Raw genomic sequence first — 14,850 nt, 5'->3', positions numbered from 1 at the left:
TCAGGCAACCTGTACCGGAATGGCTTTCGCGGTACGTTTCATTTCGTTGTCGCCTTCAAAATAGGCGACGTTGGGCCGCCAGGTGCGAGCTTCTTCATCTGGCATGGTAACGAAGCTGGCGATGATGACAATATCGCCGACGCTGGCGCAGTGGGCCGCCGCACCGTTAACGGAAATAATTCTCGAACCGCGTTCTGCCGCGATGGCATAAGTGGAGAAACGCTTGCCGTTGGTGACATTCCAGATATCAATGGCTTCGTTTTCGAGAATACCGGCTGCGTCAAGAAAATCCTGGTCAATGGCGCAAGAACCTTCATAGTGCAGGTCCGCATGAGTCACTTTCACGCGGTGGAGTTTGCCCTGCAGCATCGTGCGAATCATAACTTCTACCTTTCTACCCTGTCGTTAACGAAGCAGGCGATGCCTGCTTTGAGGAAATTCTCACGCAGTATTGCCCGATTTTTGTTTAGTGTCTACTCATCTGACGGCATTTGCATCAGCAGTTTGCGTACCGTGCCGAAGCGTGCCATGTAACGCCTGTAACCAATTGAAATTTCTCTGAACGCTGCTCGGTAAACAATAAAGAGGCGGCTGACGACGGCGCGCCTTGACTGGATACTGCCTTCACGCAAGACAACACGGAAGGCAGGGAAGATGGATGCACCGAGTACCACACCGCATGACGCGGTATTTAAACAATTTTTAATGCATGCGGAAACGGCTCGTGACTTTCTGGATATCCATTTGCCAGCGGAACTACGCGAACTGTGTGACCTCGACACGCTGCATCTTGAGTCGGGGAGTTTTATTGAAGAAAGCCTGAAAGGGCACAGCACTGACGTGCTCTATTCCGTGCAAATGCAGGGTAATCCCGGTTATTTGCATGTGGTGATTGAACATCAAAGCAAGCCGGATAAGAAAATGGCCTTTCGCATGATGCGTTATTCTATTGCTGCCATGCACCGGCATCTGGAGGCGGATCACGATAAGCTGCCGCTGGTGGTGCCGATTCTGTTTTATCAGGGCGAGGCCACACCTTATCCGCTCTCAATGTGCTGGTTTGATATGTTTTACTCGCCGGAGCTGGCGCGACGCGTTTACAACAACCCTTTCCCGCTGGTGGATATCACCATCACACCGGATGACGAAATCATGCAGCATCGGCGGATTGCGATTCTCGAACTACTGCAAAAACATATTCGCCAGCGCGACTTAATGTTATTGCTGGAGCAACTGGTCACGCTGATTGACGAAGGGTACACTAGCGGAAGTCAGTTAGTTGCCATGCAAAACTATATGCTGCAACGCGGTCATACTGAACAAGCGGATTTGTTTTATGGTGTGCTGAGAGACAGGGAAACGGGAGGGGAGTCTATGATGACGCTGGCGCAGTGGTTTGAAGAGAGGGGAAGACAGGAAGGAAGACAGGAGGTAAGACAAGAGGTAAGACAAGAGGTAAGACAAGAGGTAATACAGGAAGTAACACAGGAAGTAAGTCAGGAATTCGCCCAGCGTCTTCTGAGTAAAGGAATGTCTCGGGAAGACGTTGCAGAGATGGCAAATTTACCCCTTGCCGAGATTGATAAGCTGATTAACTAAGTTGTCTGCATCATCAGTTATAGCCAGATAATTGTTATTGTTAACTGACCAGATAATTAAGGGAACCTATGGAAATAAAGACACGGAGAGAAACCAGGCAGACGTTGGCGCAGTGGTTTGAAGAGAAGGGATTTCAGAAGGGATTTCAGAAGGGATATAAAGAGGGACTCCGGAAGGTAAGGCTGGCACAGCGTCTTCTGAGTAAAGGAATGTCTCGGGAAGACGTTGCAGAGATGGCAACTTTATCTCTTACAGAGGTTGATAAGCTAATTAACTCTAACTAAGTTGTCTGCGTTATGAATTATCGCTTACAGATAACGTGGCAATGAATAACTGGCGCCATCAGCCGTAGCGCCAGTTAAGTATTACACCAGCTCGACTATTTTGTTGTCGATCAGGCGGGCATCGCCAAGCCAGGCGGCTACCAGAATCACTGCACGTTTGCTGTTTTCAGAGACCTCCAGCAAGGTGTCGGCATCACGAATCTGAATATCATCGGCGCGGAAGCCTTTTTCATTCAGTTCTTGCCCGGCAATAGTAATAATTTCATCGAGATCCCGTTCGCCAGCCTGCAATTTGTCGGCAATCGAACTTAAAACCTTGTACAGACCAGGCGCAATTTTGCGTTGTTCCGCCGTCAGATAACCGTTACGGGAACTCAGCGCCAGACCGTCTTTGGCGCGCATAATTGGCACACCGACAATCTCAATATCAAAGCCCATATCAGCAACCATTTTGCGGATCAGCGCCAGTTGCTGAAAATCTTTTTCACCGAAGCAGGCGATGTCCGGCTGGACCAGATTGAACAGCTTGCTGACGATAGTCGAAACGCCGCGAAAATGTCCCGGACGGCTGGCACCTTCCAGCATGGTAGAAAGACCGGGAACATCAACATAGGTGTGGGTTTCTGTACCGTTCGGGTAGATCTCTTTTACCGAAGGGGCGAAAACTAAATCCACTTTGCGCTTGTTCAGCTTTTCGCAGTCCTCTTGCAAGGTCCGTGGATAACGTGCCAGATCTTCCGGGCGGTCGAACTGCATCGGGTTAACGAAAATACTGACGACGACCACATCGGCGCGGGCTTTGGCTTCGTCGACCAGCTTCATATGGCCGTCGTGCAGGTTACCCATGGTGGGCACCAGCGCCACGCGCTTACCTTCCATACGCAGGCGGCGGATTTGCTGACGCAGCAGCGGCAGGGTTTCGATAATTAACACAACGTCACTCCTTAATGGAAACTGTGTTCTTCGCCCGGATAAACGCCGGACTCCACTTCAGCCATATACTGCCGCACAGCCGCGCGGATGTCGCCCGTTTCGGCGAGGAAATTTTTGGCGAATTTAGGAATATGACCGCCGGTAATGCCGAATGCGTCGTGCATCACGAGAATTTGCCCGTCAGTGACGTTGCCTGCGCCAATGCCAATAACCGGGATCGCCAGTGCTTCGGTAATACGTTTTGCCAGTTCAACCGGCACGCACTCCAGTACCAGCAGTTGTGCCCCAGCAGCTTCTAAAGCTAATGCATCGCTGAGCAGTCGATCGGCCGCTTCATCGCCGCGCCCCTGGACTTTGTAGCCACCGAAAATATTTACTGACTGTGGGGTTAGGCCTAAATGACCACAAACCGGAACGGCACGTTCGGTCAGCATTTGTACGGTTTCTACCAGCCACTCACCGCCCTCAATTTTGACCATGTTGGCACCGGCACGCATGACAGTCGCGGCGTTTTCAAAGGCTTGTTCTTGTGTGGCATACGCCATAAACGGCAGATCAGCCAGCAGCAGACAGTTTGGCGCACCGCGACGTACAGCAGCAGTGTGGTAGGCGATATCGGCAACGGTAACTGGCAGAGTGGAGTCATGCCCCTGAACCGTCATGCCCAGTGAATCGCCAACCAGCATGACGTTAAGCCCTTCATCGGCAAACAGTTTTGCGAAGCTATAGTCGTAAGCGGTGATGGTCGCGAAACGTTTTTTTTCTTGTTTGCATTTTTGCAATGAAGCAATAGTGGTTGGTTTCATAACGTATCCTGATAAGTAATGTCGTGCTGTCTGGCATTTTATCAGTCACATTGGTGGGGGCAATGATTTATCAATTACAGCACCGCCAGATGATGGCGGTGCGGTTAAACCTGTTACTCGTAGGTGACCTGGAATGTACTGGTAGCCTTAAATCCGCCGGGTTTCACAGTTGCATTACCATCGCGTTTTAATGTTGCCTGAAATTTCAGGTCCTGGGTTGTAGTACGACCGTTGGCATTAGGATAATCTGGGTTATAAATTCCATTGTTTTCTCCAGGATCATCTTCAGCATCGTTATAGCTTGATGTCTCATCATTTGGCTTAAGCGTGAAATTTTGTGAATTTTTGCTGTTGGGTAACCCTTCAATAAGTACTCCGGCACCTTTTGCATCATCGGTTCCTGTCAAAGTATTACCAAGCAACAGAGGATTATTCACTCCTACTACATTAGATTTTAGTTTTGTTTTAATACTGCTTATACGAACACAATTTTGCAGCGAGATCTGAAAATTAACAGGTGTTGCAGAATCTGAGGTGATCTGTCCAACAGTATATTCCCCGAGATTTACGGTTGATCGCGTTACGCTCTCACCCAAAAGGATAGACGTAAAGCATGTTGGCAGTTGGATATTGATGTCTGTTAAATTAAAATCAATTTTTAGCATCTTAGATGCACTTACATTTGGAACCCCTGGCCCTTCATTTGCGAATGAATACAAATAATCACCAGTATGTTTTAATTGCACGTTAGTATTTGGAGCAGGGTTAAAACTGCTGTCGGTATAGAATTCCACCGTGGCATCGTGCAAAAGACCTCCGACTGCTTGATACCTGGAAGTATTACATTGACCTCGTATATAATCACCCGTAATAGAAAATTGTACAGTGTGCCAGCCATCGTCTCCAACGTATATATCTGGAGAGCTTGAGCGAAGTTCATACGACCAGAATCTATTGAGCATTAACGTATAATATAGACCGGTTACATTAGTTTCATATAATCTGTGCCCATCTGCCATTTTTCCTGAGTCAACCATGTTATGCCGGACAGTAATTGGCATACCGCTGGAATTACTTTTTGAAGTACAATATACAAACCCACGGCTACTTGATGTGTCCAGGTCACTCCAATATAATTTTATTTGTGCATTGGTCGGTGTGGCTGATGTTGGATTATAAAATACAATATTGTTTACTCCACCAACCGGATAGGAAAATGATATTAGTTTATCGCCTGATGGGCCATTAAGGTTTCCTACGCCAGCATCGTCACCGACCATAAAAGTAAGATTTCCAGCATTTACATTATTAATGCTGGCTGTGATAATCCATAAAAAAAGAAAGTATCGGAACGCTGACTTCATCTTATCACTCCTTTGAAAAAATAATATTTGTAGATGCGTTATGTCTGGCATTTATTGATAATAAATATCAACTAATACATTGCTGGTGACAAATCCTGCCCCAACGGGAAGTAACGGATCAATTTTTTGCATTCGTGTATAAAATTGCCACGATGAATTATTCATGTTTGCAGAGGCAACTGGCCAGACTGTGCGAAACTGCCCTGTTGGTGACAGCACATTCACTGTGTCCGATGACTGATTATTTTGGCTAAAAATCACGATTCCTACATTTTGTGCACCGCCGACATGATTATTGGCGAATATCTGTTGGCTACCAGTGGCCATTACACCACTGACAGGTTTAAATTCTATATGCAACTGGCTTGATGTTGTGCCAGCGGAGGGGCAATCTTTTACTGTCACAGTAAAGGTCTTTCCGCCTGGATAATTATCTTCCGCACTAACATTACTGGCAAAATATCCCACTCCAACAGTGCCAAGATTAACCAACCCCTGGTTGCTGATTTCGCTTTGACAAGTTCTGTTTTCAACAGTGGTCATAACGTTTAGGCCAATGTTATCCGTGATGGCTATAGAAAACGTGCTGAATAATAATAAGCTCAGAGTAATGCTTGCAAATATCCCATAATGTAATGATTTCATCTGCATTATTATTATCCTTTTATTCGTAGGTGAAATTGAATGTCGCAAGTGCTTTAAAACCACCTGCTCTTCCTGAACCTGGTCGGGTTTCGCGAAGTGCTACCGTCATCTCAAGTTCCGGTTTTGTTAATCCCTCTCCCCAGGAAATCTTTTTAGAACCATCTGGGGGAATAAATTCAGTGTCAGAGGCATTTCGAAGTTTAATCCCCATAGCAATATATTCTGTGGTGGATGAATTATCTGAAGTTAATGGAGAAATTAAATAGGGTAACTCTACTGAAGGATTCCCTGCCAGCGATGTCGTAATCTTGCCTATGTTACCATCACAATTAGCGACCAGTTTAAAGTCGGCTTGTGCTTCTGGCATCTTGTTTATGATTTTATCCAGAGCAACATTTAATATCCGTAGCGTGTACTGATTATTGCCATCAGCGGTGACGCGTGTCCCTTCCAGAGTGATATTACATGTCGTGCCTTTGATTGTGGCAACAAAATCAACATTAATATCTTGTGCCAGTGCGCCGGGCAGTAAAAAAATGCCTGCCAGGAGTACTATTTTATACCGTGTGTTTTTTATCATTGTCATCTCTCTTTCGTATTATTGGAGCTGGCAAAGAATATTATTGAGAATAATCGTTTGCTGGATTTTCTCCGATGTCACATTGGGTTGCTGGTACTGCGCAATACAGGTTTTGGGCATGCTGGCTTCCAGCCAGGTGATTTTTATCGTGCCCTGCTGCTGAATACCGCGAACAAATGCCTGCCCGCCCTGCCCAACGTTGCCAATGATTGCATTTGTTTCATCATGAATATCGGCGGCGAAGGGGATACCTTTTCCGTCACTGCGTTTGATATTCATAATCGCAGATTGTCCCTGATTGGTTTCAAAACCAGCAAAGATAACCGAGCCCTGGCGTGGTACGGCAACCGTACTGGTGCTCTTCATTTCGATGTCGTTTTCCAGGTTTTCAGTGTCCAGAGCAATTTTGTTTTCCTGGTATGGTGAAAGAGCACTGGTTACGCCATATCCCCAACGGTCAACGGTATTGTTGCCGTAGTTAATACGCGCCCCTTTTGCACCCGGTGCTTTAACCAGAGCAATGGTGTCATTATCACTGAAACTGTCGTTGCTGAACGTCAGTCCTCCGCTGTGCAACACAAATCCACCATCTGTATTAACGGAGTACTGGCGGTTATTATCGCTGGTAGCAGAGACTGACCCAGCTAGCGTTCCCCATGGCGATTCATAGCTGGCATAACCCCCAATGTTGCTGAGATCTTTGCCGGTTTTATTCATCCCATAACCCGCGTTCACGCTATAGCTCACGCGGTTATCGTTGCTATAACCGCTACTGCTCATGTTGAACTGATTATTACCATCCATATTGGTACTAAGTTGTGTATCAATACTTTGGAAACCGGAATCACGGTGCTCCGTACCCATCAGCTTTTCGATAGGTATCGAAAAGCTGAGGTAAATACTGTTTTCTGTTTGGCTGTACTCATCCCAGGATCGTTGAGCGCTGATGCTGTAGCTTCCCCATGAAGCGCTGTTACTGTAGCCGACCGAATAGTTGCTACGGCTCTTACTGCCCCCCCAGTAATCAGACCAGCTTCCAGATGTATAGAACGAGCCATAATCATCCTTCCCAAAGCGTAGCGGTTGGTTAATGCTTACGGTGAACTGGTTTTTCATGCGCCCGTAGTTGCGCATAGTTTTGGGATCAAGATCCTGAGTGGGATGTTCAACTTCATCAATAAGTGTTAATGCATCATTCAGGCCCAGATAGTCCTGCGTGGAGTAGCGGTAAGCCGCGATGTTTAATGATGTATCTGTCAGGTCAAAAAATTTGTTCCAGGAGATGCGATAGCTTTGCCCCTGGTACCTTTTATCATCCGGTATATCGACACTGGAGTGGGTGACATCGAAGGAAATTGCGCCGACAGAAGTATTCATCCCAATGCCAAGTAAGCCTGCAGCATAATGATTATCTGTGACCTGAAAACCAGTATAGCCAGTGAAAAGGTTACTTAAACCACGGTAATAGGTCGCTTGTAGTAAGTTTGGTTCATGATGCAAGTCGTCTTTATTAATTTGCCCGCCGCTGATATCCCAGCGAGAAACACCCGGGCGCAGCATTTGAATTACTGAAGAAAATGGCTGAGAAAATGTACGCTTGCTGCCATCAGCTTCTTCAATGGTTACGATAAGATCGCTGCCATACCCTGACGGGCTGAGATCATCAATGACAAAAGGTCCCGGTGGAACAGTGGTTTCGTAAATTTTGTATCCACTCTGGGTGATGCTGACTTTGGCGTTAGTATTTGCTACACCACGAATTGTCGGGGCGAAGTTTGCCAATACAGGCGGCAGCATTCGGCTGTCGCTGTATAAGCGAATGCCACGGATACTAACGGAGTCGAACGTTTCACCTGTGGTGTAGGATTCCCCCATAATGAGCTGCGAGCGAATAGCGGTAATGTCGCGCTGGACGTAGCGATTCATAAACTCAACATTGCTTCCCGCGTCGTTTCTCCAGCTATAGTTACCGCTGCTACGCAGACGCCAGGCCCCTAAATTGACGCCACCATTGAACGATGTATAAACGCTATCATTTGTATAATTTGAATTTTCACTGCGATAAGCGTTGATGTTATAAGACAGCGTAGCCGCGTTAATGCCATTTTCCCAAAGTGATGGGTCCACATAGTTTTGATAATTCTTCATCACCCATGCCTGGGGAACATTGATATCCAGACGTTGTTCAGAGGGGTCATAGTTCACTGAGGATTTAGGTATGGCTAACGACAGGTCAAGACAGTTGCCAAGCGTTTCATCCCGTGGAAGAAGGATAGTATTTTCCTCGTCTGCCGGGGGTGTCTTGATATGCAGTTGTAGTAGATTTTTCAGGGTAATACAGGCTTGAGCATTCTTTTTATCGGGGATCGCGATAAAGGGGATCTCCAGGTTAGCAACAGGTTGCTCGTTAACATAGATGCTAACATCGTAAACACCAGGCAAAGTCGGGTTGCCATCGCTATAGCGGCTAACATCAATACTGGAAGCGTTGCCACCCATTAAAAAGGTAGGGTCATACTCAACGCTTTCGGCTCCGATGGTAGCGCCGCTATACATAATTGAGCAATACATTGCGATACGCGTAAGATTATGGCGTTTAGTCGATGTCGTTGTTTTCATTACATTGGCTTCCTGCTGCATAAGGTCCCTGGTCTTACAAATTGACATCGCCTTCAATTGCGCCGCCAAAATCATTAATCGCGGAGAAATGTACCTTTCCTGACGTTGCTTTCCCGCCTGAACCGCTTATGGTGAAAATCTCTTCGCTTTTCGGTGCAACCATTTTTACATTGAGCGGGTTCGACTTACCGCCAGCGATTAACTCTGCACTGTTGAAAGAGACGTAATAAGGTGTTGGGTTATATACACTCAGGCCAGACTTCCCTTCAGCCCATTTCCATTTCAGGGCTAATGGTGCTTCAGACGGGTTACCGTTTAATCCTGCCGGACGATAGAACAGCTTGATACGGGTACGGAAAGCCAGTTGTAACAGGCTCTGATTCTCTACTTTTGTAGCATCTGGTTTTGGGGGCACTTCCAGCACGTTAAACCAGAATACGCTTTCTTTATCGCTGGGGAGTACGGTACTGCCGGTATACATCAATTTGATGGTTTGACCGCGTTTAGCATCAATACGTGAAACGGGAGGTGTTGCCGTAAATGGTACATTAATGCTTCCTGGCTCAGCGTTATCGTCACCGGTATCCAGCCAGCTTTGTACTAACAGGTGGCTATTGCCTTTATTCTCCAGGCGTACGCTAACGCTTTTTTGATCACTTTTATAAATGACGCGTGTACCGGAAATAACAATATCAGCCATAACAGGCATGCTAAATGCCATACTACTGGCAACACATAATGCGACAATATTCTTTTTATTTAACAAAATATACCATCCATGACATGAATTGTTTTCAAGACAAGGGGGCGACAATAGGTGTCGCTCCCTTGTAGTAATTTAAATCACCAACGAATAACTTAATTGTAGGTGATGGTGTAAGCTGTGTTGGTTCTTACATAACCAGCCGTTGCTGGTGTTGAGTCGTCTTCACGAACATAGGAGGCTTTGAAGTCAAAGACTGCAACATTATTGGTTAATGCTTTAGTGTAAGCATCAGATGCATTATTAATTTTGACTTGTTTAACAGTGGTGCCGTCAATGTTGTGCAGGGCAATATTCACACCAGATGACGGGGTGGTGATGGACATATCGTTATTCAAAGTGCCACGACTGTTACCAAAGAAAACTGAACCGAATGTCAGAGTCGGTTGGCCTCCCGGAGTCGCTTTGCTGCAGTCTACAGTAATGCTAAACGGTTTCGCTTTGGCACCGACAGCAGTTTCAGATACACCAGCGGTAATTTCAGCAACCGTTGCAGTTTGCAGAAGAACCAGGCCATCTTGCTTGCCGCCATCAACTTTTGTTTCACAGGTGTTATCGCTAACCAAGCCACTGATGTTAATCTGACCACCGTCCATATCAGCAGAAGCAGTACCTGCAACCATTGCCAGCATAAGACCAGACAGGGCAAAACCTAATTTTTTAGACATAATAATCCTTGAATTATATTCCATGAGTTTAACTACAATCGGGTGCTTTCAGACAAAGAACCCCGATAGAGAAAAATAGATTGGTTTGTTAATGATGAATGTGAAGATTTACTGAATGTAACATCTGTTCATCACCAAGTGGGATATTGTGCATATTTAAATTTATATATCCACTTAATTCATCTTTAAGTAAAACTTAATGTACAAAGCGGGAAAAATATTGTATGTGAGGCGGAAGGTGTTAACGGGGTATATAATATTAATTATGGTTGTAGCTTAGGGAATATATTAATTGCAATGGGGTAAGGCTATTTTTCGGAATTTATTTATATTCATGAAATCATTAAATCACCATTTGTTTAATTCATGAAATTTATTTATTTTTAATAAATTTCCTAATACTGTTCCATCAGGAAACACCAGCTCCGGCGCAATTTCAAACAGCGGCCACAGCATAAATCCACGATTCTTCATATCGTAGTGCGGAACGGTCAGGCGTTCGGTATTTATTACTTCATTACCAAATAGCATGATGTCGAGATCCAGTGTGCGCGGCCCCCAGCGTTCCGCTTTACGGACGCGACCTTGTTGTAACTCAATACGTTGTGTGTGGTTGAGTAACTCTTCAGGTGCAAGAGAGGTTTCCAGCGCCACGGCTGCGTTTAAGTAATCGGGTTGATCTTGCGGCCCCAGCGGTGGGGTGCGGTAAAACGAAGAAACGGCAAGAATGTGGCTTTCAGGGATATCGCCTAATGCTTTCAGGGCAGCATTGACCTGCTCCAGCGGAGAGGCCAGATTGCTGCCTATGGCAATATACGCCACTGTCATGCGGTACCCTCACGACGCGGTGCGCGTTTGCGTGGACGACGAGAACGGCGACGCGGTGACGGCTCTTCATCCAGCTCGTTGAGCATCCCTTTTTGATCTGGTGGCGCGGAAACCTGGAACTCCCCCCACCATTTCACAAGACGCTGCAGTTCAGCGTTACGTTCAACTTCAGCTCGCAAGGCCAACAGGTCATAAGCCGCACGGAACTTAGGATGCTCCAGCAGTTTCCAGGCGCGTTTACCCTGACGTCGGGACATACGCAACTGCAACTGCCAGATATCGCGGGTTAACGTCGTCAGACGTTTCGGGATCGCCAGTGAACGGCAGGCTTCGTCCAGCACGTCGTTCATCGCCAGCGCGAAAGCGTCGTGATAGGTCAGGCCGCTTTCCTGGGCGATCTTCTGTGCCGTCTCCAGCAGTGGGTACCAGAACATGGCGGCAAACAGGAACGCCGGGTTCACGCGCATATCGTTATGGATACGCGTATCGGTATTCTTCAGCACCTGTTCAATGATCCGCTCCATCGGGCTGTCGCCATTTTCCGTGAAGTAGCGGGTAATGGTCGGGAACAGCGGCTGGAACAGGTGATATTCACACAGCAGCTTATAGGTTTCGTAACCGTAGCCCGCTTGCAGCAGTTTCAAAGATTCTTCAAACAGACGTGCCGGTGGAATATCGTTCAGCAGGGTAGCGAGGCGAGGGATCGGTTCTGCGGTTTCAGGACTGATACGCATACCCAATTTGGCGGCAAAACGTACCGCGCGCAGCATCCGTACCGGATCTTCACGGTAGCGCGTTTCCGGGTTACCAATCAGACGGATAACGCCGTCTTTCAGATCCTTCATGCCGCCAACGTAATCACGGACGGTAAAATCCGCTACGCTGTAATACAGGCTGTTGATAGTGAAATCGCGGCGCTGGGCGTCTTCTTCGATGGAGCCGAAAATGTTGTCGCGCAGCAACATACCGTTTTGCCCGCGTTGGGAGGTCGTGCGGTCGCTGACGTTACCTTCGTGATGTCCACGGAAGGTCGCAACTTCGATAATCTCCGGGCCAAACATCACATGAGCCAGACGGAAACGGCGACCCACCAGGCGGCAGTTACGGAACAGTTTACGTACCTGTTCAGGCGTGGCGTTAGTGGTTACGTCAAAATCTTTCGGCTTTTTGCCAAGTAACAGGTCGCGCACGCCGCCGCCAACCAGCCAGGCTTCGTATCCCGCTTTATTGAGCCTGTACATTACCTTCAGGGCATTTTCACTGATATCTTTGCGGGAAATAGCATGCTGCTCACGCGGGATCACCGTCACCTGTGGACGGGCGACTGCCTGTTCAGCCTCGCTTTCCTCGCGGCTTAGCACCTTGCGGCAAAAATTAGCGACTCGGGTAAAAATAGTACACCTCGGTAGTGTCAAACATCATTCAGGACAAAAAAATAGCGGCTAATCATAGCTCAGCATGACGCATTTGAGAATGTTGAATTTACAATTGCCGACTCAGGCACTGCGGTGAGCCGCCAGTTTTTGACGGCTGACTGAAGGATTTGCTCGACGCTGAAATCCTGCCAGTGTGCTTCTGCCTGTTGACCCAGAAATTGAAGTGCCGCGATTAAAACCGGGCGTGGATCGCCTTTCGGCAACGCAGGCGCATGATTCTGCTTGGAAAGTTTAGCGCCTTGTGGATTAAGCGCCAGCGGTAAATGGATGTAATCTGGCACTTTCCAGCCAAAAAGCTGGTACAGCGAGATTTGCCGCACTGTCGGTTCGATCAAATCTGCCCCGCGGACAATTTCGCTCACGCCCTGGAAGTGATCATCCACCACCACCGCCAGGTTATAGGCAAACAAACCATCACGGCGATGAATAATAAAATCTTCCCGTGCCAGTTTTTCGTCGGCGTGAATAATGCCTCGCAGCAGGTCAGTAAACTGGGTGACCGGATGCTGCTGGCGGATACGTACTGCGGCGTTGTCTGGTCCATGATGTAATTCCCGGCAATGACCGTCGTAAATACCGCCAATGCTTTGAATACGCGCACGCGTGCAGGTGCAGTAATAACTTAATCCTTGCTCATGTAACCAGGCGAGTGCTTCGCGATAGGCGTGGTGACGTTGCGATTGCCAGAGAACATCGCCGTCCCAGTGCAGGCCGTAATGTTCCAGCTGGCGCAGGATAGTTTCTGCGGCACCGGGAACTTCACGAGGCGGGTCGATATCTTCAATGCGTACCAGCCAGCGACCGTGCCTAGCGCGAGCCTGTAAATAGCTGCCAAGCGCGGCAATCAGAGAGCCAAAATGAAGCTCGCCGGAAGGAGAGGGGGCAAAGCGGCCAATATAGTGTGTGTCTGTCATCTCGTTGAACAAAAAATAAGGCGGGAGCATTTCCCGCCTGTGGTAAACGTGATGGAACGGCTGTAATTAGCCAGCCATTTGTTTTTCGCGAATTTCAGCCAGCGTTTTGCAGTCGATGCACAGATCGGCTGTCGGGCGCGCTTCCAGACGGCGAATACCAATTTCAACACCGCAGGATTCGCAGTAGCCGAAATCTTCGTCTTCCACTTTTTTCAGCGTTTTCTCGATCTTTTTGATCAGCTTACGCTCGCGATCGCGGTTACGCAGTTCGAGGCTGAACTCTTCTTCCTGGGCTGCACGGTCTACCGGGTCCGGGAAGTTGGCTGCTTCATCCTGCATATGTGTAACGGTGCGATCGACTTCATCCCTGAGTTGATTACGCCATGCTTCCAGAATACGACGGAAGTGCGCCAGCTGGGCTTCATTCATATACTCTTCGCCCGGCTTCTCCTGATATGGTTCCACCCCAGCGATGGCGAGAATACTCAGGGACGATGTTTTACGGTTTTGCCCTTCTTGCATGTTGCTTCTCCTTAACACGCACTATCGATCCCCATGTTCGGGGGAAAAATGAGGCCGCTATAAATAGCAGATGCTTTTCCGGATAGCAATTATCTAAACGTAACACTTGACAACTGTGTGAGGAAAAGCGTATTTGCGCACGCGACCAGAATGTAAATTAACCAGTTACTTACTCTACTACAATGTAACCGGTAATGATTTTTTAAGAGCCATGCCTTCGGCAGAAAGTTCCGCTTTGTAAGCCAGAATTTCTACCCCCCTCTGTTGAGCTTCTGACAATAGTTGCGCGTATTTCTCATCGATGTGGCGCGCGGGTGAAAACCGTGTAATGGCTGAATGCAGCACGGCAAAAAAGATAACCGCACGCTGGCCTTCAGCCGCTACGCTCATCAACTCCCGAAGGTGTTTCTGACCTCGTTCAGTGACCGCATCGGGAAAATATCCCTGTTCGTTTTCCGCTAACGTAACCGATTTCACTTCAATATAGCAGTCTGGACGCGAATCCGCCTGCAACATAAAGTCAATACGGCTGCGTTCTGCGCCGTATTTAACTTCGCTTTTCAGCGAGCTATAGCCTGACAGTTCTGAAATTGATTCATTAAGGATAGCCTCTTTCGTCAACCTGTTAGCCCAAAGCGTATTGACGCAAATAATTGCGCCGCTCTGGCTTTGAGTCAATTCCCAGGTGTGTGGGTATTTCCGTTTGGTGTTGTCTGAAGTCGAATACCAGACGGTATCGCCAGGCGTTGCACAACCGGTCATCGCACCCGTATTCGGGCAGTGTAGCGTTAATTCGCGACCATCGGGTGTGATCACATCGGCTAAAAAACGTTTGTAACGCTGAATTAGCGTCGCGCGCTGTAGAGGGGGAGAAAATTCCATTACGACA

At 47.6% G+C, this 14,850-nt stretch carries 16 protein-coding genes; 2 read left to right on the top strand and 14 right to left on the bottom strand.

Going from position 1 to position 14,850, the window contains the following annotated elements; genetic code table 11:
* The gene (gene panD, locus ACJHYD_RS06060) at nt 1-381 is read right to left on the bottom strand and encodes an aspartate 1-decarboxylase (protein ID WP_000621515.1); all 381 of its coding nucleotides are present in this window, start codon (nt 379-381) and stop codon (nt 1-3) included.
* Between the two features lie 273 nt (nt 382-654).
* Here panD and ACJHYD_RS06055 point away from each other — a divergent pair, with 273 nt between their 5' ends.
* Both ACJHYD_RS06055 and ACJHYD_RS06050 read left to right on the top strand, forming a co-directional pair.
* Entirely contained in the window at nt 655-1,599 is a 945-nt protein-coding gene (locus ACJHYD_RS06055) for an Rpn family recombination-promoting nuclease/putative transposase (protein WP_000339900.1), read from the top strand.
* 68 nt (nt 1,600-1,667) lie between these two features.
* Nucleotides 1,668-1,883: a hypothetical protein gene (locus tag ACJHYD_RS06050; RefSeq protein WP_000404121.1), complete on the top strand. Its 216-nt coding sequence runs from the start codon at nt 1,668-1,670 to the stop codon at nt 1,881-1,883.
* Between the two features lie 81 nt (nt 1,884-1,964).
* Here ACJHYD_RS06050 and panC read toward each other — a convergent pair whose 3' ends face one another.
* The 13 genes from panC to sfsA form a co-directional block, all read right to left on the bottom strand.
* A complete protein-coding gene (gene panC / locus ACJHYD_RS06045) occupies nt 1,965-2,816 on the bottom strand; it encodes a pantoate--beta-alanine ligase (RefSeq protein ID WP_000905382.1) in 852 nt (283 codons plus the stop codon).
* A gap of 11 nt (nt 2,817-2,827) precedes the next feature.
* Nucleotides 2,828-3,622 (bottom strand): 3-methyl-2-oxobutanoate hydroxymethyltransferase, encoded by a 795-nt coding sequence (panB, locus tag ACJHYD_RS06040; RefSeq protein ID WP_001550617.1) that lies wholly within the window; start codon nt 3,620-3,622, stop codon nt 2,828-2,830.
* 113 nt (nt 3,623-3,735) lie between these two features.
* Entirely contained in the window at nt 3,736-4,986 is a 1,251-nt protein-coding gene (locus ACJHYD_RS06035; RefSeq protein ID WP_001550618.1) for a fimbrial-like adhesin, read from the bottom strand.
* Nucleotides 4,987-5,037: 51 nt separating this feature from the next.
* Nucleotides 5,038-5,637: a fimbrial-like protein gene (locus tag ACJHYD_RS06030; RefSeq protein ID WP_001178095.1), complete on the bottom strand. Its 600-nt coding sequence runs from the start codon at nt 5,635-5,637 to the stop codon at nt 5,038-5,040.
* Between the two features lie 13 nt (nt 5,638-5,650).
* Entirely contained in the window at nt 5,651-6,211 is a 561-nt protein-coding gene (locus tag ACJHYD_RS06025; protein WP_220412367.1) for a fimbrial protein, read from the bottom strand.
* 18 nt (nt 6,212-6,229) lie between these two features.
* On the bottom strand, nt 6,230-8,830 hold the full coding sequence (locus ACJHYD_RS06020) for an outer membrane usher protein (protein ID WP_001445793.1): 2,601 nt from the start codon (nt 8,828-8,830) through the stop codon (nt 6,230-6,232).
* Nucleotides 8,831-8,864: 34 nt separating this feature from the next.
* Nucleotides 8,865-9,599: a fimbrial chaperone gene (locus ACJHYD_RS06015; protein WP_024189685.1), complete on the bottom strand. Its 735-nt coding sequence runs from the start codon at nt 9,597-9,599 to the stop codon at nt 8,865-8,867.
* 89 nt (nt 9,600-9,688) lie between these two features.
* On the bottom strand, nt 9,689-10,261 hold the full coding sequence (locus ACJHYD_RS06010) for a fimbrial protein (protein WP_000038432.1): 573 nt from the start codon (nt 10,259-10,261) through the stop codon (nt 9,689-9,691).
* Between the two features lie 348 nt (nt 10,262-10,609).
* The gene (folK, locus tag ACJHYD_RS06005; RefSeq protein ID WP_000215130.1) at nt 10,610-11,089 is read right to left on the bottom strand and encodes a 2-amino-4-hydroxy-6-hydroxymethyldihydropteridine diphosphokinase; all 480 of its coding nucleotides are present in this window, start codon (nt 11,087-11,089) and stop codon (nt 10,610-10,612) included.
* On the bottom strand, nt 11,086-12,483 hold the full coding sequence (gene pcnB / locus ACJHYD_RS06000; protein WP_014639063.1) for a polynucleotide adenylyltransferase PcnB: 1,398 nt from the start codon (nt 12,481-12,483) through the stop codon (nt 11,086-11,088). The genes folK and pcnB overlap by 4 nt, the downstream gene beginning before the upstream one ends.
* A 59-nt stretch (nt 12,484-12,542) precedes the next feature.
* Entirely contained in the window at nt 12,543-13,439 is an 897-nt protein-coding gene (gene gluQRS / locus ACJHYD_RS05995; RefSeq protein ID WP_032145728.1) for a tRNA glutamyl-Q(34) synthetase GluQRS, read from the bottom strand.
* Between the two features lie 66 nt (nt 13,440-13,505).
* Nucleotides 13,506-13,961: an RNA polymerase-binding protein DksA gene (gene dksA / locus ACJHYD_RS05990; protein ID WP_001155227.1), complete on the bottom strand. Its 456-nt coding sequence runs from the start codon at nt 13,959-13,961 to the stop codon at nt 13,506-13,508.
* Nucleotides 13,962-14,138: 177 nt separating this feature from the next.
* On the bottom strand, nt 14,139-14,843 hold the full coding sequence (gene sfsA / locus ACJHYD_RS05985) for a DNA/RNA nuclease SfsA (protein ID WP_000396050.1): 705 nt from the start codon (nt 14,841-14,843) through the stop codon (nt 14,139-14,141).
* Nucleotides 14,844-14,850 lie beyond the last annotated feature (7 nt).

This window comes from Escherichia sp. WS1368 (assembly GCF_046487485.1).
GTDB classification, from domain to species: domain Bacteria; phylum Pseudomonadota; class Gammaproteobacteria; order Enterobacterales; family Enterobacteriaceae; genus Escherichia; species Escherichia coli.
Note: the sequence above shows the minus strand (reverse complement) of the source record. Positions and strands in the feature narration are given on the sequence as shown.

What these genes read in the sequence shown, in the direction of transcription:
- folK (WP_000215130.1), bottom strand. Translation starts at nt 11,089, where the DNA reads ATGACAGTGGCGTATATTGCCATAGGCAGCAATCTGGCCTCTCCGCTG.
- ACJHYD_RS06035 (WP_001550618.1), bottom strand. Translation starts at nt 4,986, where the DNA reads ATGAAGTCAGCGTTCCGATACTTTCTTTTTTTATGGATTATCACAGCC.
- ACJHYD_RS06010 (WP_000038432.1), bottom strand. Translation starts at nt 10,261, where the DNA reads ATGTCTAAAAAATTAGGTTTTGCCCTGTCTGGTCTTATGCTGGCAATG.
- panD (WP_000621515.1), bottom strand. Translation starts at nt 381, where the DNA reads ATGATTCGCACGATGCTGCAGGGCAAACTCCACCGCGTGAAAGTGACT.
- ACJHYD_RS06030 (WP_001178095.1), bottom strand. Translation starts at nt 5,637, where the DNA reads ATGCAGATGAAATCATTACATTATGGGATATTTGCAAGCATTACTCTG.
- sfsA (WP_000396050.1), bottom strand. Translation starts at nt 14,843, where the DNA reads ATGGAATTTTCTCCCCCTCTACAGCGCGCGACGCTAATTCAGCGTTAC.
- ACJHYD_RS06025 (WP_220412367.1), bottom strand. Translation starts at nt 6,211, where the DNA reads ATGATAAAAAACACACGGTATAAAATAGTACTCCTGGCAGGCATTTTT.
- dksA (WP_001155227.1), bottom strand. Translation starts at nt 13,961, where the DNA reads ATGCAAGAAGGGCAAAACCGTAAAACATCGTCCCTGAGTATTCTCGCC.
- ACJHYD_RS06020 (WP_001445793.1), bottom strand. Translation starts at nt 8,830, where the DNA reads ATGAAAACAACGACATCGACTAAACGCCATAATCTTACGCGTATCGCA.
- ACJHYD_RS06050 (WP_000404121.1), top strand. Translation starts at nt 1,668, where the DNA reads ATGGAAATAAAGACACGGAGAGAAACCAGGCAGACGTTGGCGCAGTGG.
- panB (WP_001550617.1), bottom strand. Translation starts at nt 3,622, where the DNA reads ATGAAACCAACCACTATTGCTTCATTGCAAAAATGCAAACAAGAAAAA.
- ACJHYD_RS06055 (WP_000339900.1), top strand. Translation starts at nt 655, where the DNA reads ATGGATGCACCGAGTACCACACCGCATGACGCGGTATTTAAACAATTT.
- gluQRS (WP_032145728.1), bottom strand. Translation starts at nt 13,439, where the DNA reads ATGACAGACACACACTATATTGGCCGCTTTGCCCCCTCTCCTTCCGGC.